19 protein-coding genes are annotated in these 18,787 nt (G+C 40.5%); 5 read left to right on the top strand and 14 right to left on the bottom strand.

The window, feature by feature from the left end:
* Positions 1–269, bottom strand: a 269-nt coding sequence (locus G496_RS0114330; protein ID WP_027179877.1) for a DNA-binding protein, incomplete at its 3' end; no start/stop codon positions are given.
* A gap of 97 nt (positions 270–366) precedes the next feature.
* Between G496_RS0114330 and G496_RS21300 the strand changes: the two genes are divergently transcribed.
* On the top strand, positions 367–543 hold the full coding sequence (locus G496_RS21300; RefSeq protein ID WP_169725770.1) for a hypothetical protein: 177 nt from the start codon (positions 367–369) through the stop codon (positions 541–543).
* 141 nt (positions 544–684) lie between these two features.
* On the opposite strand, the gene G496_RS0114320 is transcribed toward G496_RS21300, so the two are convergent.
* Both G496_RS0114320 and G496_RS0114315 read right to left on the bottom strand, forming a co-directional pair.
* Complete coding sequence (locus G496_RS0114320) at positions 685–945, bottom strand: hypothetical protein (protein ID WP_245577936.1); 261 nt, start codon at positions 943–945, stop codon at positions 685–687.
* Positions 942–1,400, bottom strand: a complete 459-nt coding sequence (locus tag G496_RS0114315; RefSeq protein WP_027179875.1) for a hypothetical protein — start codon at positions 1,398–1,400, stop codon at positions 942–944. The genes G496_RS0114320 and G496_RS0114315 overlap by 4 nt, the downstream gene beginning before the upstream one ends.
* Positions 1,401–1,664: 264 nt before the next feature.
* Here G496_RS0114315 and G496_RS19895 point away from each other — a divergent pair, with 264 nt between their 5' ends.
* Entirely contained in the window at positions 1,665–2,120 is a 456-nt protein-coding gene (locus G496_RS19895; protein ID WP_051295071.1) for a helix-turn-helix domain-containing protein, read from the top strand.
* Positions 2,121–2,203: 83 nt separating this feature from the next.
* On the top strand, positions 2,204–3,010 hold the full coding sequence (locus G496_RS0114305) for a hypothetical protein (protein ID WP_027179874.1): 807 nt from the start codon (positions 2,204–2,206) through the stop codon (positions 3,008–3,010).
* Positions 3,011–3,231: 221 nt separating this feature from the next.
* Here the strand turns inward: G496_RS0114305 and G496_RS0114300 are convergent, their stop codons facing one another.
* From G496_RS0114300 to G496_RS0114250, 11 genes are all read right to left on the bottom strand, one after another.
* A complete protein-coding gene (locus G496_RS0114300; RefSeq protein ID WP_027179873.1) occupies positions 3,232–4,686 on the bottom strand; it encodes a TrkH family potassium uptake protein in 1,455 nt (484 codons plus the stop codon).
* Positions 4,686–6,050, bottom strand: coding sequence for a Trk system potassium transporter TrkA (gene trkA / locus G496_RS0114295; protein WP_027179872.1), 1,365 nt, complete (start codon positions 6,048–6,050; stop codon positions 4,686–4,688). The genes G496_RS0114300 and trkA overlap by 1 nt, the downstream gene beginning before the upstream one ends.
* Positions 6,051–6,233: 183 nt before the next feature.
* Positions 6,234–6,497 (bottom strand): 30S ribosomal protein S20, encoded by a 264-nt coding sequence (gene rpsT / locus G496_RS0114290; RefSeq protein ID WP_027179871.1) that lies wholly within the window; start codon positions 6,495–6,497, stop codon positions 6,234–6,236.
* Positions 6,498–6,640: 143 nt separating this feature from the next.
* Positions 6,641–8,734: a glycine--tRNA ligase subunit beta gene (glyS, locus tag G496_RS0114285; protein ID WP_027179870.1), complete on the bottom strand. Its 2,094-nt coding sequence runs from the start codon at positions 8,732–8,734 to the stop codon at positions 6,641–6,643.
* 15 nt (positions 8,735–8,749) lie between these two features.
* Positions 8,750–9,622 carry a glycine--tRNA ligase subunit alpha gene (gene glyQ / locus G496_RS0114280; RefSeq protein WP_027179869.1) on the bottom strand — a complete coding sequence of 291 codons (873 nt, stop codon included), beginning with the start codon at positions 9,620–9,622 and terminating at the stop codon, positions 8,750–8,752.
* Positions 9,623–9,823: 201 nt separating this feature from the next.
* Positions 9,824–10,564 (bottom strand): DNA repair protein RecO, encoded by a 741-nt coding sequence (gene recO / locus G496_RS0114275; RefSeq protein WP_027179868.1) that lies wholly within the window; start codon positions 10,562–10,564, stop codon positions 9,824–9,826.
* A 23-nt stretch (positions 10,565–10,587) separates the two neighbouring features.
* Positions 10,588–11,544, bottom strand: a complete 957-nt coding sequence (locus G496_RS0114270) for a helix-turn-helix domain-containing protein (RefSeq protein WP_027179867.1) — start codon at positions 11,542–11,544, stop codon at positions 10,588–10,590.
* 154 nt (positions 11,545–11,698) lie between these two features.
* Positions 11,699–12,640, bottom strand: a complete 942-nt coding sequence (locus tag G496_RS0114265; RefSeq protein ID WP_027179866.1) for a SurA N-terminal domain-containing protein — start codon at positions 12,638–12,640, stop codon at positions 11,699–11,701.
* Positions 12,641–12,800: 160 nt separating this feature from the next.
* The gene (locus G496_RS19890; protein ID WP_034633433.1) at positions 12,801–13,763 is read right to left on the bottom strand and encodes a SurA N-terminal domain-containing protein; all 963 of its coding nucleotides are present in this window, start codon (positions 13,761–13,763) and stop codon (positions 12,801–12,803) included.
* A gap of 47 nt (positions 13,764–13,810) precedes the next feature.
* The gene (gene mfd / locus G496_RS0114255) at positions 13,811–17,266 is read right to left on the bottom strand and encodes a transcription-repair coupling factor (RefSeq protein WP_034633431.1); all 3,456 of its coding nucleotides are present in this window, start codon (positions 17,264–17,266) and stop codon (positions 13,811–13,813) included.
* Between the two features lie 190 nt (positions 17,267–17,456).
* Positions 17,457–17,936 (bottom strand): chemotaxis protein CheW, encoded by a 480-nt coding sequence (locus G496_RS0114250; protein WP_027179864.1) that lies wholly within the window; start codon positions 17,934–17,936, stop codon positions 17,457–17,459.
* A 239-nt stretch (positions 17,937–18,175) separates the two neighbouring features.
* On the opposite strand from G496_RS0114250, the gene G496_RS0114245 reads away from it, so the two are divergent.
* Together G496_RS0114245 and G496_RS19885 are read left to right on the top strand one after the other, a co-directional pair.
* Positions 18,176–18,406, top strand: a complete 231-nt coding sequence (locus G496_RS0114245) for a hypothetical protein (protein ID WP_027179863.1) — start codon at positions 18,176–18,178, stop codon at positions 18,404–18,406.
* A gap of 106 nt (positions 18,407–18,512) precedes the next feature.
* The coding region (locus G496_RS19885) for a transposase (protein WP_034633428.1) at positions 18,513–18,787 on the top strand (275 nt) is incomplete at its 3' end.

Below are 18,787 nucleotides of genomic sequence, written 5' to 3'. Positions count from 1 at the left end.
AGAGCTGTGGCGCGTTTTTTATCTGATAAATTCTCTAGGCGTGGTCCCTTATTGTCTTCAATTTGAATGGCTGGAGCTTTTTCAGCCTCAGCTTTTAAAATCGCGGTCTGCACCGCTTCCGGCAGGCCGTCAAAAGCATACTCACTACCGCCGCCTTTGGCCTGACGAGGGCGAGACGGCCAACCTTCACGTTTAGCACGACGAGTAACAGTCCTTATGATAAAGCCTGTACTTTCTGCTATTTCTGCGGTGGAGTAATACTTACACATGATGTTCTGTCGCTTGTTTGTTGTTGGTTCCGGCCCCTTCTGGTAGAGGTGATTTAGTCACTCATATTCACACTCTAACCAGAAAGGAGAACCGGAAATGTCTAATTCTTTGCACTTATTGATTACTCAAATTTACGTGATCTATAGAGAAAAAGGGCTTGAACAAGAGGAAGCCTTTAAGGCAGCTATGAAAGAAGCCCGATTTTTGAGTGAAAAATTCAACTCTGACGATCATGACGATCAAGAAAAAGCTTTAAGTCACGAGCAAAATTAGAGTTAGATTCACCCTTGCAGTAGGCCATAATCGTTTCCAGAATTTGCTCCTCTGTGGCTCCAAGAGCGCGGAGGAGCTTTGTCATTTCTTGCAATTCACGCCCTTTATCAGTCTGGTAACTCAAGTGCTCAGCGTGCATTATTAATCTCCTTTCATGTCTTCCGGCAGAGCCAGATATTTTTCAGGACAGCCCATATCTCTAAGGGCCGCCAACACCTTACGATTATTCGCGCCGCCATTGATGGTGCGGCTTACGATGGACACGGCACTGATTTCGGCCTTTTCCGCCACGTGTTTCTGTTCCAGTCCCTTACCGCTCATCCATTCCTTGATGCGCCAGGGCTTGCGATGCTTACCGGCCTTAACCCCGGCATGAGGATTGATTGCTGCTGCATTCATCATTTCAGTTCCGCCTCCAGTCTTCTTTTTTCTTCTTGAGCTCGTTTGGTTTTAAGTATGGCCTCTGCATAAGCGACCTTTTTTTCTTGTTCTTTTGTCATGATCTTTATCCCCAAGGCATCAAGCAGGGGCGTAAGCGGGCTTAAGTCGCCAGTTACCATCATGAAGGCCACTATAGCCTCGTATTTGGGAGGATGATCCCTCGCCCCCGGTGTGACCCACTTTTCGAGCGAGGCGGTCTTGATGCTCTTGGCATTCGTGCCGCTCAGGTTCACGCCGGAGGTTCGGGAAATTTTGGTCATCAGATCGGCAATCAGATCACGGGACAAAACCGGGTGCTTCTGGGCAACTATATTCATATTGGAACGGGTCATGGTCATCAGACTGGCTAACGCCGTAGCCATCTTCTGAAACTCCATTTCCTGTTTTTCATCATGAAAAAGTGTAAGCTGCTGCACTTTTTACCGCCCCGTTTTTTCCTTCAAATTACCGTCCGAACTGTTTCATTGACCGTCTGTGTGGGCGGGTGCTAATCATTGGGTAGTGATTCGTTGATTTGTTTGCCGCCCTTGAGTTATGTTTTAATATCAAAAATTGTTTTTAGTCAACAATTTTTGATGTCTAAGTTTGAAAAAATGAGATTAACTTATTTATTCAATTAACTTAACTTTTTATAGCAATATAGGGCTGTCCAACTTAATGTCCAACTTTGGGAGTAGAACTTGGACAACACTATTGGCGCCCGCATCAAGGCTGTTAGAGGAGAAATGCTACAGACTCATTTTTCCGAAATGCTTGGAGTACACAAAAATTCTCTTAGTCGTTATGAGAGAGGTGTAGGACTTCCTGACGCACAATTTATTCAGTCTTTATGCACAACATTTGAGATTGAAGCTAATTGGCTGTTATTCGGAGAAGGCCCCCGGAAACGAGGGGCAGCAGCTCAACCTCGTCCTAATAAGGAAGGACAATGCGTTCGCTGTGAAGTGTTAGAAGCTGAACTTTCAAAAGAAAGGGATTTGAGCCGGGAGCTAATGCAGGACAACCGGGAACTTATGAAAGAAAACCGCAAGCTGATGCGCGAGAACAGCGATCTGAGAGTAGAGCTGGCAGAAATAAAGGCTAGAGCAGCGCCTGACGGAGATAATAAAGACGAAGAAAGACTCAGGGTCGGATAAAATATAAAAAAAGAATAGATGGGGCAGGAGTATTGATTTTCATGCCCCATTAATTGTAAATAAAATATCAAGAAGGCCTAATTATGCAAGGTGATACTGGCTCGGATTTTTGGACACTGATTATAGCTATAGTTGGTGCAGGAGCTTGGATTCCATATCTAATAACCTTAGCTATAAAATTATTTTCTAAAGCTAAAGTTTCACTTCATGCAAAAAAAATAATTCTTTCACATGATATAAATGGGCCATCTATAAGATTACCTGTAGCTTTTGTAAGTGAAAATAAATCAGCAAGAATTAATGAAATTGACATAGAACTCCAATATGAGGACAAAAGTGAAGCTTTTTTTAAATGGTTTTCAATTTCAAGCGCCGTAGAAAATTCTAGTATAGATAGCTCTGGAAATAAAATAACCAATACTTTTTTGTCAGACGCTATAATGATCTTTTTACCTAAAGAGAATGTACAACTTCTATCTATTGTATTTCAAGAGCGGAACAAAACAATTAAAAAAAATGATATTCTTACCCCATATGTGGACAGGTTCGAGCGGAATTTAAAAAGAACCGGTAATAAGAGCTTTAAAGAATATATGGAATCCATTGATGGTTGGTATGAAGTTGAAGATTTTATTAAGGACTCATATATCTGGAAAGCTGGCGAATACAAATTTAAATTTATTATTAACTCAGCAGATAGAAAGATAAATTTTATATCAGAACTATATAGCTTTAACCTAACAAAAGCTGACGAAGAATGGTTAAATACAAATTTGGAAATAGCACAATCTAATACAAAAGAAATTTTACATAAAAGCTTTATGCATGGTGACTACACAGAGAATATGCAATCATATCGTAACACGACTAAAAGTTTGACATCGGTTTAGAATGTTTCTCATCTTGAGTGTCTAAAACAAAGGGCAAATGGTCTATTTTCTCAACTAGACCATTTGCCCTAAAATTTATGTCATAACTCTTGTAAGCCTATATTCTACCTACATTTATCCTATAAATATCCTATATGATCTCCGTATTCATTAATTCTCATCTTCTCTGTCCCCCTATATTTAAAACGATTTATAAAAACACAATATATCTTTCTGCCCTATTATTTTCTCCAGAATTCGGGAACAAACAAAACTACAACCGTATATATTTCTAATCTTCCCAGAAGCATGCAAAAAATAAGAGCCCATTTCCCAAGCTCGGGAATATGCGCATAATTATCAGTTGGTCCAACGCTTCCTATTCCCGGCCCTATATTTCCAATACAAGCCAGTGATGCGGCAAATGAGGATGTAACATCAACTCCTGTTGCCGCAACAATAAAACCGCAAATGATAAATAACCCCAGCCACAGAACAGCAAATCCAAGTATTCCATTGAGAACTTCAGGCTGAACTACAGTCTTGCCAAGTTTAACTCTGCTTATCTGCCGCGGATGTATCAATCGCAAAAGTTCCTGATAAGAATGCTTTAAAAGCAGCATTATCCTTAGATGTTTCATACCTCCGCTCGTAGATCCGGCGCACCCTCCAAGAAACATGCAAAACAGCAACAGAGCCTGTGATATAGCAGGCCATGTTTCATAATCTGCAGTTGCATATCCTGTAGTACTCATAATTGAAGCAACCTGAAACGATGAATACCTGAAGGCATCGGCAATATTATCGTAAATATTAGAGGTATAAAGACTCACAGTAATAATTACAGTTACCGCAATAGTGACTATGCTGAAAAATCTGAACTCAGGATCCCGCCAGAATGCTAATGGACGGCCTTTCAACATTTGGTAATGAAGCGAAAAGTTTACACCGGCAACGAGCATAAAAAAAGTAATAACATAATCAATATAAGCACTGTCGTAATATGCTACAGAAGGATTTTTGGTAGAAAAACCTCCAGTAGCCAAGGTACCGAACGTATGGCACAAAGAATCGAATAAATTCATTCCACCAAACATAAGCAGTACTGTTTCAATAAGGCTGAAAAGAAGATAAACCTTCCATAATGCTACTGCGGTATCTTTTATTCTGGGCTTAAGTTTATCAGGAACAGGACCCGGAACTTCCGCTTTATACAACTGCATCCCACCTACACCAAGGAACGGCAGTATTGCTAACGAAAGGACAATTATCCCCATACCGCCCAGCCAATGGGTAAGGCTCCTCCAGAATAAAATTCCCTTTGCAACACTTTCTATATCCGTCATTACCGAAGCTCCGGTAGTGGAAAATCCGGAAAGCGATTCAAAGACACAATCGACAGGAGATTGAAACACTCCACCAATCAAAAACGGCAAACTGCCAAAAAGGCCGGCCATAATCCAGCCTAGAGCAACTATTGCCATTCCTTCTCTATGGTTCAAGCCCTTCCCGGCACTACTGTCTTTAAAGCAGAAAAACAGTATAGCACCGCAAATCAGGGTAATTATTATAGACCAGCAAAAAGGTGTCACCCCTGAATCCGCATAATACACGGAGAAAAATAATGGGAAAAACATGCAAAGCCCGACACAGATTGTCAAAGCTCCGATTATATGAAGGCATATATTCCAGCGCATCAAAAAAACTCCAGAGTGGTTGTCAAAGCTTCCTCAATGTCCGGAATGGTACTGCGTGTAGAAATAATTAGAAGTCTGTCCTGAGGCTCAATTACAGTCATTCCTGTGGGGATAATAACCTTATCACCACGCTGAAAACATAGTATAAGAGATCCTTTCGGAAGACCTAAGTCCATTATCGGCTTACCAACAATTTTAGATTTCTCCTGAGCTATAGCCTCAAGAACTTCAGCTTCATCACCTTTAATAGAAACTGCTGACAGGACTTTTCCACGTCTGACAAAACGCAAAATGGAATTAATAGCTGAGAGTCTCGGGCAAACCAGATGATCTATACCAAGAGGTTGAATCAAAGGCATGTATGCAAAATTATTTATTCGGGTAATGGTCTTACGAGCACCCATTTTTTTCGCCAGCAGACATGTCAGGATATTCATTTCCTCATCTCCGGTTACAGAAATGACCATATCCATTTCACCGATGTTTTCTTCTTTCAGAAGCTCCTGATCTGTCCCATCACCTTGTAAGACAATAACCCTGTTGAGATTCTCCGACAAAAATTCACACCTATCAGGATTACATTCAAGAAGTCTGGTGTGATATTTACGGTTATCCAGAGTCTGTGCCAGCAGATAACCTACATTACCTCCACCAACGATAAGAACTTTGTGGACTGGTTCTGTTAATATACCTGCTGATTTCAATAAGGTTGTCTGATTTTTATTAATACATGTAAAATAAACAATATCACCTTCCTTAATCCGATCTTCACCACCGGGTATAATCAACCGGTCTTCACGGACCAGAGCGGCAACAACAACATTTATATCTCCAAGCGAATCTTTAATATTCTTTAATAAAACTCCGCTCAAAGGACTAGCTTCAGGAATTTTAACTCCTATCAGGCGGACTTCACCATTAACAAATTCATTAATCTCTACGGCACCGGGCACACTCATAAGTCGCAGTATGGACTCAACAACTTCCTGATCGGGATTGATAATTGTGTCGATATTCAGGTCCCCACTCTGGAACATGTCTGAATAACTTATGTAATCGTCATTACGAACTCTGGCCAACTTGATAAGATCAGATGAAATTTTATTCGCAAAAAAAGATGCTAGAAGATTTATTTCATCCTTATCAGTAACAGCTAAAAGGATATCAGCATTCTCAATTCCTGCTTTTTTCAATACTTCAGGACTGGAACCAGATCCTTTGATTGTCTGAACATCCAAAGTTTCTGAAACTCGTTTCAGAGCGGAACTCTGTAAATCAATAACGACAACATCCTTGTTTTCGCTGGCCAGACGTCTGGCGACATTAAAGCCGACTTCCCCAGCTCCTATGACGATTATCCTCAAAAATTAGCTCCTTTTAAACGGTCAGATCCAAAACAGATGAAGAATAGTTATTCTCTGAATGTTATCCTGAATTACTATCTGAAACAAAACGTTTTTTCCACATCCAATACGGCACTGTGCATATAAGAAAAGCCCGCTGTATATCAATACAGCGGGCTAAAAAAACAAAAATATGCTAACTTACTAGGAAAGCTTATTTACTGCAGTCTGAAGACGTGAAATTCTACGAGCAGCACAACGAGCGTGTATAACTTTCTTAGAAGCAGCCTTATCAAGAACTGAGACAGCCTTGGTCAGAGCAACTGAAGCATTTTCTTTATCATTTGCTTCAACAGCGGTACGAACTTCTTTAACTACGTTTTTAATACGGGTACGAACCATTGTGTTACGATGATTACGGACCAAGCTCTGACGGTGCCTTTTAAGTGCGGACTTGTGATTCGCCAAGGTAATTCTCCTGTATATTAAATTTCTATTTATTTCCCTGCAAAGCAGGTGTTGCGTGCAAACCGAAAGGGGTCATTAACCAATGATCAATATCTTTGTCAAGCTTAAACTTGATTCAATCAACTATTAATATAAATTTAATCTTAAACCTGCAGGGCACTAAAGTCAGCTAATCTGCTTAATCTGTCAACAAGAGCCTTCAGCAAATTTAATCTATTCATTTTGAGACCCTCATCATCACAGATAACCATAACATGATCAAAGAAATCATCAACGTATGGTCTCAACTCTCCAAGAACACCAAGAAGGCTGGCAAAATTGTTCTGTTCCCATAAGGAATTAAATCTTTCTGAGGTGTCATCAATTTTTTCTGCCAAAGCTTTTTCCTGAGGTTCAACAAGACTGTCCATATCAAAACCACCAGTCAGCACAAGACCCTCTTCTGAACCCTGCTTACGGATAATATTTGCAGCTCTTTTAAAAGTAAGCACTGCCTGCTCAAAATCATCCTCTTTGCTGAAATCAGATAACGCTTCTATACGGGCTTTTAGTGATGACATATCAGAGAAGCCTGCACCAAGAGCAGCATCAACAACACGGGTTTTAAATCCCTGACCTGTGAAGTATGACCGCAGTCTATTGGCGATAAAATCATTCAATTTTGCCAGAGTTTCAGATTTAGACAGTTTCCATTTAATATCTTTAGAATATGCATCCCATGCCAATTCAAAAAGTATATTTACATCAACCTGAAATTCAAAATTCAAAAGAATCCGTATTATACCCAGAGCAGCACGTCTGAGGGCATAGGTATCATTTGCGCCGGTAGGAATTTTGTTCAGTCCGAAACAACCTACAAGAGTATCCGCTTTATCAGCAATTGAGATTATCGCTCCGCCAATGGAGGACGGAACAGGCGTTTCTGCTCCAGCGGGGAGGTAATGTTCATAAACGGCTTTACAAACAACATCTTCCTCGCCTTTCTTTTCGGCATAAATGCCACCCATTTTACCCTGCAGGCTATCAAACTCGTTAACCATCTCAGAGACAAGGTCTGCCTTTGCAATACGACCTGCACGGGCCATTTCAGTCTGAAGATCTGGTTCAACCTTAGCTGCGATTTTCGCTCCAAGCTTCTCAATTCTTCTTGATTTGTCACCCATTGAACCTAAAGGACCAAGGAAAACAACATGCTCAAGTTTATCAAGCCAAACCTGAAAGTCTGTAGCCAAATCTTTTGCCCAGAAAAATCTTGCATCTTCAAGTCTGGCTCGAAGTACTTTTTCCCATCCCTTGCGGACCAAGTCATAATCTTTAGGCTCAAGATTCAAAGTACAGAGAAAATGCGCCAGAAGCTTTCCATCTTCTTTCTGGATTCCGAAACATTTCTGATGACTTTCCATACTTGTCAGAAGGACCTCAGCAGGAAGCTCTAGAAAAGATTCATCAAAATGACCTATTATCGGCCGAGGAAGTTCTACAAGGTTGCTGACTTCATCAAGAAGGCTTTCCTTCCATACAACAGCTCCGCCAAGTTCGGATGCCAGCCTGTTACCTTCATCACGGACAAAGTCGGCTCTTTCCTCAGGGGAAATAATTACTGAACACTTGTTCTTGATAATATCAAGATATGCTGAGGCTTCAGGAACATCAAAAGGTCCGGGCCCCATAACCCTGTGTCCATAGGTCAGTCGACCGGACTTCATTCCAGCAAGCTCAAACTCTACAACGGTATCCCCGAAGAGACAAAGCAGCCAGCGAAGCGGACGTCCAAAATGAAAATCAAGACTTCCCCATTTCATTTTTTTAGGAAAGCTGAGGCTTGAGATAGCGTTAAGGCAGATTTCAGGTAAAATATCAACAGTATTGGAACCGCCTATGGTCTTTTTAGCTGCCAGATATTCACCCTTATCAGTATTAATTGTATAAATATCGTCTAAAGAAATGCCCTGTGATCTTGCAAAACCTTCACAAGCTTTTGTGGGTTTTCCATCTGCATCGTATGCTATCCGTGCCGGTGGGCCGGAAACTTCTTCTTCTACCTTCTTCTGAGCGGCATCCATACCGGCGACCAAAACGCTGAGCCTACGTGGAGTGGCATACGTCTTAACATCCTCAAAACCGATCATTTTATCAGTTAAAAGGGTTCTGAAAATTTTCTCTATATCTTCACCCAGACGCGGAACAAAGCGTGCGGGCATTTCCTCAATTCCAATTTCAAGTATAAAATCTGCCATGACAGTTTCCGTTTTTTATTTGTTATTGAGCATTGGATAACCCATTTCTTCGCGCTGAGCGGCATAAAGTCTTGCCGCAGCGGAAGCAAGAGCCCGCACTCTTCCTATATAAGCTGCACGTTCAGTTATCGAAATAGCTCCTCTGGCATCCAGAAGATTGAAGGTATGGGAACATTTTAAACAGTAATCATAAGCAGGCATAGCAAGACCAGCTTCTGCTACTTTTTTACTTTCAGCCTCATACTTATTGAAAAGATCCAGTAACATGGCAGAATCGCTGACTTCAAAATTATAAGTAGACTGTTCAACCTCATTTCTATGGAAGATCTGACCGTAAGTTACCTTATCATTCCACATAAGATCATAAACAGATTCTTTTCCCTGCAAGTACATGGCAAGCCGCTCAAGACCATAAGTAATCTCAACGGATACCGGACTGAGGTCAATACCGCCAACCTGTTGGAAATAGGTAAACTGAGTGACTTCCATGCCATTAAGCCATACTTCCCATCCAAGACCCCAGGCCCCCAGAGTAGGAGATTCCCAGTCATCTTCAACAAAACGTATATCGTGCTCATCTGCTCTGATTCCAAGAACTTTCAAACTATTAAGATAAAGTTCCTGAACATTCTCCGGAGAAGGTTTCAATATTACCTGAAACTGAAAGTAATGCTGAAGCCTGTTCGGATTCTCTCCGTAACGCCCGTCAGTTGGACGGCGGGAAGGTTCAACATAGGCAGTATTCCATGGTTCCGGCCCGATAACCCTGAAAAAAGTTGAAGGGTTGAATGTTCCAGCTCCAACTTCAATGTCGAATGGCTGCACCATGCAACAACCGTAATCAGCCCAGAATTTTTGAAGATTCAGGATCATGCTTTGAAAGTTCATCAAGTTTCCTCACATCTGAATATAATTTTTTCCCGATCATGGATGGTCATGATAATGGCCCTAGATCTGACGGAAAGATTTCGTACCAGCAGTTTTCCCTGTAAGAGCAGAAAAAACCTAAAATTTATTTAATCAACTATGCAATAAAGTTCTTAGTCTCAAGCACCAATCAAAACTAGAAACACAACTTTATAAAACCATTTATACCCTGCGATAACCGGCCTCTTCCCACACAAGCCCGAGGTGGTATGCCATAAACCTATCCATAACTTTAAAACACTCGCTTCTGACTTCCGAGGGTATATGAAGATGCGCCCAATGGTCAGGATCAGTATCCTGAATCCAGGAAAGAGTTCTAAGAGTGAATGAGCTGACTGCAAAACCTTTCAAGGCCGGGTCACACTCAACACAAAGAGCAACTCCCTTCTCTATATCAAAAGAATAGTTGTGATTCCCAAAAAGAGGTTTGCCGCATCGACCGCAAATTGTAAAGTCCGGTTTGAATCCCTGCTCAAAAGCGACTTTCGTTCTGAACAAAAGCGGGAAAAAGTCATCAGGGTCCTCTGCGTCAATAACTGTAAGGGTTTGTAGAAGAAGTTCAAATATGCGTCTGGCAGAATCATTATCAAAATTTATAGAATCAACAAACTTGACACAGTTGGCAGCAAGACCGATTTTACGGTGATTACTGCGAAGACTGTTAAAGCTTTTAATCAGACTACCTTCCGACAAGACCTGATAAGATCCGGTTTTATTGGCTCCAACTTTAAAAACAACATGAGAAAAAGGTTCCAGACAACCGCCGAACCTTTTTCTGCTGCGACTTCCACCAAAAGCAAAAGCCGTCTGCACACCTCTTGATGCAGAGATATACCGAACCCAGACATCATATTCCCTAAATTTTCCGGTCCTTAAAATCAGAGCCTTATCAGTGCATTCCATAAGCTCTGAACTCCAAACTGGTACTATTTAGAAAAAATAATTGTCTGAACTCTTCCATCCGAACTCTCGACCGGATAATCATTTCCATTCTTTGTTATGGTGACTCCATTGGAATTACCAAACTTAACCTGTAATGAATTTCTATATGGCAATGTTATACTCTCACCATCCTTTAATATAACATTTCTTGCTGAAGACTCATCCGCGATTATCTCCATCCAGCATGATTCTTCCTTTTTGGCTCTAATCACGACCTGATTCCCAACAATAGCCACATTCGTTTCAGCCGCAGATGAGACTTGCGATTCAGCATTATCCTCGTGCAAAGTCTCGGTCTTCTCAGTACTATCTGAAGATTGAGATATATGTGAATTGCTATTCACTTCTGCTTCAACCTTCTCATCTGAAGACGAAACAGAATTGACCTGATCAGATTGCTCTTCAGCAATTTCAGATTGATCAGGTAAATTGGCAGAAATGTCTTCATTATCCTTAGCGGAATTCAAGGAAGCTGAATTTTCTTCAATATGAGTAGAATTATCACTATTGCTAATGAAATTACCGATTGTATCCCTATTAAAATAATAGGCCACACCGCAAGCGGCAATAATAACGATAACAATTAATAGAACAACGGGGAAACCAGATTTCTTTTTCTCTTTAATAGAGGAGATTATCTGCTTTTCATCGTATTCATTGCTAACGGCCTGGCAAACTTCCATGTCATCATATTCAGACTCGATAGGACAACTTTTGGAAAATTCTTCCCCAAACTCCTCGGGATCAAAGCCAAGGGTTTTGGAATAAATCTTTACAAAGCCTTTAGCATATACAGGATGAGGCATTTCACACTCATCCCCTGACTCAATAGCCAAAATATTGCGTCTGCTTATTTTAGTCTGCTCCATGACTTCAGCAACACTCAAGCCCTGACGCAGCCGCTCTTCTTTTAACCGGGAGCCTAGCTCTTTAAGATTCATACGATCCTCTTACCATACTCTTTTTTTAGGCTGTCTGAACCCTTAACGGGGTAGCCAGCTCTAACATCAAATTTTAATAATTCCGATAAGCACAGTTATCCAACCTCCCCCGGCACATAAATAAGAATACGCTGTGCTATAAACTTAACTCTGACTATTTAATCTCGATGACAGCTTTTTCCCGCAATTTCTTTATATAATCGGCAAAAACTGCATCCTGCTTTTCACCATAAAGCTTATCATAAATTTTATCTTTCATCTCTTCAAAACTGGCTTTTTTCTCAGCCACATATGAATCAAGCTTTAACACAGCATCCATGCCCTGAACATTAAAAATTTCACTTATCTCACCCGGCTTTAAACCTTTCAGGACATCCTGCCATGTTTCAGCAAGATCCTTTAAACTCAAGTCACCAAGGTCGCCGCCCTGACCGGAACCCGGTCCCTGAGTGTACTTATCTGCGGCTTCTTCAAAGGTAACCTTTTTATCCATTATCTCTGTACGAATTGCAGCAGCATCCACTCCCTTAGGAAATAGAATAAGTTTAAGATGCATTTTTTTAGGCTTTGAAGCTCCGGATGCAGACTGAGTACTATTCCAGTACTTCTCCATTTCTTCTTCAGTAACAACAACTTTATTTTTTACTTTATAATTCAACAAACGGTGTTTACGGATATTATCTCTAATTTTATTTTTAAAGTCTGTGAGATTGGTTTTCTGAAGCTGCAACTTTTTTTCAAGTTCTTCTTTGGAAATATTGCTGTTCTCCATGATAGACTGCAGCTCCCCGTTCACATCATCTTCTGAAACACTTACCCCGAGACTTTTGGCCTCCTGTTCAAGGATAGCGTCATTCACCATTCTATCAAGAAGCTGTTTACGGAATGCTTCGATCTGATCTTTCTCAACATCACTGATCTCGCGGCCTTTAAACTGGTTAAGAACAGGCTCCATACCTTTATTAACATCGTAAAGTGTTATAACTTCACCATTCACTACAGCAGCAATACCATCGATGATCTTTTCAGCAGCAAAACTGTAAGACGGAAAAACTAAAATAGCAGACAATATAAAAGTAAGGACTACACGCTTCAATTGTGCGGCTCCTGATGTTATTTTGAGATTAAAGACTAAGTGAAATATGATTAAAAATATAATCATTATAAATAATATTTCACGCTATATTAACTATGCCTAACTAAACATTTTCAAACAACTATGCAAGAAAGCTTTTCAGCTATAAATCAGGTCAAATTTATTCACTAACTGTCTCAGAAGGTTTCTTTTTAGCAACATTCTTTTCTGTATGCTTTTCAAGCAAATGTTCACTGATCTTTATATCTGAAACTTTAAGCTTGGAAGTAAGCCAGGAATTAAAAGCCGAATCAAGCTTTTTATCAAGGAGGACCTTTTCAACTGTTGGATATGCCTGAGAAGGAGTCAACAATGTAGCTTCTTTTTTTTCCTTAAGAATCAGGCAGATAACACTACGGTCTTTAACCATAATCTGGCTTGCTTCACCAACTTTTAAATCGTGAATTTCATTCTCCCACTCAGTAGGATACTGTCCATCTCTTATCCATGTTTCACGCACTCTAACCTGTTTTAATTTTGAGGCAACTATTTTAGGAGACTCTCCTTTCATCAAAGAATCAACTGCGTGACTAACCCTGTCTCTACTTGGTCCACTGACAACGAGCAGCCGGCTTCCGGCGGGGACATAAAAATCTGATAAATGTTTTCGATAATACTCTTCAGCTTCTTTATAATCTATTTTAATTTCAGGGCGCAGTACCTGTTTAAAAAATTTATCCATACCAAGCTGATTCCGCAACTGTTCCCGCCAATCATCAATATTTATATACTCTTCAATAAGAGTCTGTTCAAAAGCCCCGTCAGGATAGTCTTCTCTTACAGTATTTTCTGCATTTTTAACATCTTGAGAAGTTACAGGAATACCTCTTTCCATCAGTTCCTGCATCACAAGTTTTTGAATTATGAGGTCATTTAAAATATGCCGATATTCCTCCCGAACCTGTTCAACAGAGGGGACAAAATCTTCACTGCCTTCATGATTCAGATCATACTGATACTCAAGTTGCGCAAGGTATACAGGTTGGCCATTAACTCTGGCGATAACACCCGGCTCATCACTTTTTCCCTGACACCCAGTTAAGATGAGGCAAAAAACAAGCAAACAAAATATAGTTTTTCTCATTAAAATTTTCCAAAAATGCTGACAATTAATTTAAAAAAATATTTAGATCAATCTTCCAATGAATTAAGTTCATTGCATACTTCGTTCAATCCAGCTGCAACCCCTTTGCCAGCTTCAAAACGCAACTCAAGCTTTGCAGGAGGAAGAAGTTTTACATGATCATGACGCTCCTCAACCCACTTTATCAACTTGGAAAGGTCAATAAACGACTCATCTTCATTCCAGCTTAATACAACCCTTGCAGGGAATAAATCAGCCTTGGCCACTCGTAATCTAGAAAGTAGTCTTTTTAAATATAAAACTGATACAAAATTCTCAACTTCCTGAGGGAAATGTCCAAACCTGTCTTTAATCTCGGCTGCAAGCTCTTCTATTCTGGATTCATCTTTTGCTGAAGAAAGAGCCCTGTAGTAACGTAACCGCTCCCGTGGATCAGGAACAAATTCTTCAGGAAGATGAGCGCGAAAGACAAAATTAATTTCAGGCTCACTTGCGGAAGCAGCCCCGTCTCCTTTGATGCGCCGCACTTCCTCATCCAGCATTTCAAGAAAGAGGTCCAAACCAACCTTAGCGATCTGTCCCGACTGAACTTCGCCAAGGATATTACCGGCACCTCTGAGTCGTAAATCTTCCATAGCAACTTTAAAACCCGCTCCAAGGTAATCAAGTTGCAAAATAATCTGCATTCTGCGTTTTGCTTTTTGCGAGAGTGAATCAAGGGATGACACAACAAAATACGCATAAGCCTGTCTGGTACTTCGTCCAACCCTGCCACGCAACTGATAAAGCTGCCCAAGGCCGAACATTTGGGCCTGATCAACAATCAGAGTATTTGCATTCGGGAAATCAAGGCCGGATTCAATAATTGCCGTAGCAACAAGAATATCAAGCTCCTGATGCCAGAATTTATGAATTGTATCTTCTAGAGCCCTCTCTCCCATTTGCCCATGAGCCATACCTATACGGGCATCAGGGGCAAGCTTTCTAACAAACTCCACAACACGTTCAAGTCCCTGTACACGATTATGAACCCAAAAAATCTGTCCTCCGCGTTCAAGCTCTCGTTGAACAACGGACCTCAACATACTTTCATCCCTCTCAATCAAGGCCGTCTCTACAGGCTTTCTATCCACAGGGGGAGTTTCTATAGTACTTAAGCTCCGCACTCCTGAAAGTGACAGCTGTAATGTTCTTGGAATTGGAGTAGCTGTTAATGTAAGAACATCAATATTCTTTTTAAACTCTTTAACCCGTTCTTTATGCCTAACTCCAAATCTTTGTTCTTCATCAAGAATCAGCAGTCCTAATTCGGGCAATTCGACATCCTTAGAAAGCATTCTGTGCGTGCCGATAAGTATATCCAATTCTCCAGATGCAGCCTGCTCTAAAATCCTTTTACTTCTGGCTCCGGTCACAAATCTGCTCAACAAGCCGATGTTGACAGGAAAGCCTTCCATACGCCTTGTAAAAGTCTGATAATGCTGCTCTGCAAGTACAGTTGTCGGACACAGCAAAGCAACCTGTTTGCCGTCAAGAACAGCTCTAAATGCAGCCCTCAAAGCAACCTCGGTCTTACCAAAACCAACGTCTCCGCATACCAGCCGATCCATTGGTTCCGGTTTTTCCATATCTCTGAAAACATCCTGAATAGCTTTTTCCTGATCAGGTGTCTCTTCAAATCCAAAAGTGCTTTCAAACTCCCAGTATAAATCGTCTACAGGGCCATACGCATATCCTTTTGCAACTTTACGGTATGCATACATTTCCACAAGTTCTCCGGCTATTTTTTCAATTGCCTTGCGAACTTTTTCACGGGTCTTTGCCCAACGGGCTCCCCCCAGCTTGTCTAGGACAGGAGAGGCTCCCTCAGGACCTTTAAATTTCTGAACAAGGTTCAGCCTGTCAACGGGGACATACAATTTATCCTCATCATCAAAAAACAATAGTAGGTAATCGTTTTCAACATCACCGATTTTTAAGTGATGCAAACCACCAAATCTTGACAGACCATAGTCGCGATGGACCAGAAGATCATCAGGTAAAAGGTCCTCATATGAAGTCATACCCTTAAAAGCTTTATCCCTTACACGTGTCCCACCTGACGATTCAGGCTGAAGGACCTCCTCTCCAAGGATAAGACTTTGGCACCATTCGAGGTCCATTCCATACTTAAACGGAGAAATCAGGGCGTAAATACCTTTATTTAGAGGAGAATATTCTGTTGAAATAGCTAATTGTTCTGGTTCAATCAAAGAAAGGAATTTAGATCTTGACCTCTCAGTACGGAAACTCAATACGGTTTGAAACCGCTCAGATTTCCATTCTTTAAGCCCTGAAACCAGCGAAGCCCAAGGCCTTTTGGATTGCTCCGGTTTCCAGAATACATCCGAAAATGACGAAAACGGATTTTCCACCAAATCAATTCCGTCTCTTTCACGACCAATAATCAAATCTTCAAACACAATCTGCCTATTCTTGCGCCATACAGATCTGGCCCTTTCTTCATTCCAGCAAATCTGATGAACAGGCCAGCGCAAGCCTGTTCCGCTGGAGTCGTCTTTAAGAAAATTATTCCAGCTATGCTCCTGATCCTGTAAACGCTCTCTCAGATTTGAAGCAGAAGATAATATATAAACAGGGTTACTCTCTAGAAAGGAATTCAAATCAACTGTTTCCGGATAAAACAATCCCGGCCAGATCATACCGTTTGAATTATCTAGTAACTCTGTAAGATGTGATATTTCGGAAGCGCCAATTTCACCTGTTTTCTTTAGTTGCTCCCAGTGCTCTCTTGCGCAGCTGATATTCTCGTCAGTCAAAATAGCCGGCGCAACAGGGAGGACTGTCAACTCATCAAGATCAGCTTTACTCCTTTGACTTGATGGATCAAAAAGCCTTATTTCATCTATTGTATCCCCGAAAAATTCAATCCTGACAGGCAATTGATATCCAGGAGGATAAATATCCAGAATATCACCACGCATGGACATTTCACCGGGTGATGAGACAAGCCTTGTTCTGGTATAGCCCCAGACAACGGCCTGTTCCATCAACATTTCGGGAACCATCTCCTCACCCTTGGCAAGAAGAATATAATTATTTTCAAGAAATGATGGAGCCGGCCATTTAAAAAGAAAATTATCGACTGTAAGTAAAACGGATTTAGGTTTTCCACCTGCAGTCAAAGCATACAATGTTGACCAGCGTTCAGCCCAATCAGAAGAATTAGAGCTCTTGGGAAGGCACGGAGGTAAAAACTGCCATTCATTATCCCATGAGGTATTTTCTTGGGGCTTCTTTTTTGTGTTATTTTCACTAAGTAGTTTTAAAATATTTTTCAGTTCAGAATATTCTTTGGCACCTGGAACAACCACAACAACAGGTTGCCCCTTAGAATGAAGGTGATGAGCTATGAAAGCCTGTGTTCCGGGACCACTTTTAAAAATGCGAACAGTATTCCCTTCACCATGGGTAAAAGGTGATAATATTGAAGGAAAAGTCAAACAAAACTCCCAAAAAATGAATATAGATATAGAATAAACAATTCTTTGTATTAAACAAAAAACAAATTATATTTACCATAAAAAAAGCCGCCCCGATAAAATCGGAACGGCTTATATTTCTCAGCATTCAACAGATATGTCCAGTTTCTTAATCCGTCAAAACAAATCAACTACATATCTTTTCAAAAACTTAAACCTGTGCAAGTTGCTCCTGCTCATCACTTGATAAAAGCCTGTCAAGATCAAGAAGAATCAAAAGTCGGTCTTCAAGTTTACCTACACCACTGATATATTCCGACTCAAGACCGGAAACAACCGGCGGTGGCGGCTCAACCGTACCTTCAGGAATTCTTAACACCTCTGAAACAGAATCCACAACAAAACCAACAATCATGTTGCTGATTTCAATAACTATAATCCTTGTGTGCTGATCATGATCCCTTGTAGGCAACCCAAAACGTCTGCGAAGATCAATTATAGGAATAACTTTTCCGCGCAGGTTTATAACACCCTCAACAAATTCAGGGGCTCTGGGGACTCTGGTTATTTCCATTGTCCGTATGATTTCCTGAACTTTGAGGATATCTACACCAAACTCTTCATCGCCGATACTAAAAGTGACGAGCTGTATGAGTTCAGCATCCTGACGCTTTTTTTCCTCTTCTTCCATAGATGCCCCCCTATATTTGAAGCAAATCTGAAATTGCTTACAATCACATGAAAACAAAAATAGTATATAATTCTATTTTTAATTTTGCAACTTAAATAAGAAAAATCAATTATTAATTCAAATTTAACAAATGTCCTCAGCTAAAATTTGACTCTACCTCTATAAATGACTATTTCATCTTTTGACAGAAAGGTAAAACCATTCAGTCATTTTTTACACTCTGGAGGGCAAAAGTCTGCATGGCTCAATTTTCAGCAACAGATAATATTACTGTTGAAGACCAGATCAAAGCTCTGGCAAACGATGAACTACTTGATTTTTGGGAAGAAACACAGTTTCTTGCCAAAATGCTGGCTCAGGAAAGCCCTGAACAGATTCAGCAAGCAAATATTCAGTATAACCCTGAGTATGAGAGGCTGATTCTTCAGGAGCTCCAACTTAGATCATGTATGAGAACATTAGATATATAAATCTGATTTTAAATAAAAGAATCCCTGCCTTGCGGCAGGGATTCTTTTATTTCAGATTGATGACAAAGTCCTCGCCTTTTGGCGGGGACTTTTTTATATTATTTGCATGTTAAAAAAATCTGATCAAAAGCAAGTCACTGTTGAGCTAGTAACAATTGAAGAGCTGGTTCCTGAAAACCATTTACTTCGAAAAATAAATAAGTTTATCGACTTTTCATTTATTCGAGAGAAGACCAAGCATCTTTACTGTGAGAACAATGGTCGTCCAGCAATTGATCCAGTTGTTCTTTTTAAGATGTTATTTATTGGGTATATATTTGGAATTCGCAGTGAGAGGCGTCTTGTCAAAGAAATACAAGTCAATATGGCTTATCGCTGGTT

Origin of the sequence: Maridesulfovibrio bastinii DSM 16055 (genome assembly GCF_000429985.1) — a bacterium.
Taxonomy (GTDB): Bacteria; Desulfobacterota; Desulfovibrionia; order Desulfovibrionales; family Desulfovibrionaceae; genus Maridesulfovibrio; species Maridesulfovibrio bastinii.
This window is presented reverse-complemented; position numbering and strand designations above follow the sequence as displayed.

What these genes read in the sequence shown, in the direction of transcription:
- G496_RS0114305 (WP_027179874.1), top strand. Translation starts at nt 2,204, where the DNA reads ATGCAAGGTGATACTGGCTCGGATTTTTGGACACTGATTATAGCTATA.
- G496_RS0114300 (WP_027179873.1), bottom strand. Translation starts at nt 4,686, where the DNA reads ATGCGCTGGAATATATGCCTTCATATAATCGGAGCTTTGACAATCTGT.
- G496_RS0114270 (WP_027179867.1), bottom strand. Translation starts at nt 11,544, where the DNA reads ATGAATCTTAAAGAGCTAGGCTCCCGGTTAAAAGAAGAGCGGCTGCGT.
- glyS (WP_027179870.1), bottom strand. Translation starts at nt 8,734, where the DNA reads ATGGCAGATTTTATACTTGAAATTGGAATTGAGGAAATGCCCGCACGC.
- G496_RS19890 (WP_034633433.1), bottom strand. Translation starts at nt 13,763, where the DNA reads ATGAGAAAAACTATATTTTGTTTGCTTGTTTTTTGCCTCATCTTAACT.
- recO (WP_027179868.1), bottom strand. Translation starts at nt 10,564, where the DNA reads ATGGAATGCACTGATAAGGCTCTGATTTTAAGGACCGGAAAATTTAGG.
- G496_RS0114245 (WP_027179863.1), top strand. Translation starts at nt 18,176, where the DNA reads ATGGCTCAATTTTCAGCAACAGATAATATTACTGTTGAAGACCAGATC.
- G496_RS0114250 (WP_027179864.1), bottom strand. Translation starts at nt 17,936, where the DNA reads ATGGAAGAAGAGGAAAAAAAGCGTCAGGATGCTGAACTCATACAGCTC.
- G496_RS21300 (WP_169725770.1), top strand. Translation starts at nt 367, where the DNA reads ATGTCTAATTCTTTGCACTTATTGATTACTCAAATTTACGTGATCTAT.
- G496_RS0114320 (WP_245577936.1), bottom strand. Translation starts at nt 945, where the DNA reads ATGATGAATGCAGCAGCAATCAATCCTCATGCCGGGGTTAAGGCCGGT.
- glyQ (WP_027179869.1), bottom strand. Translation starts at nt 9,622, where the DNA reads ATGAACTTTCAAAGCATGATCCTGAATCTTCAAAAATTCTGGGCTGAT.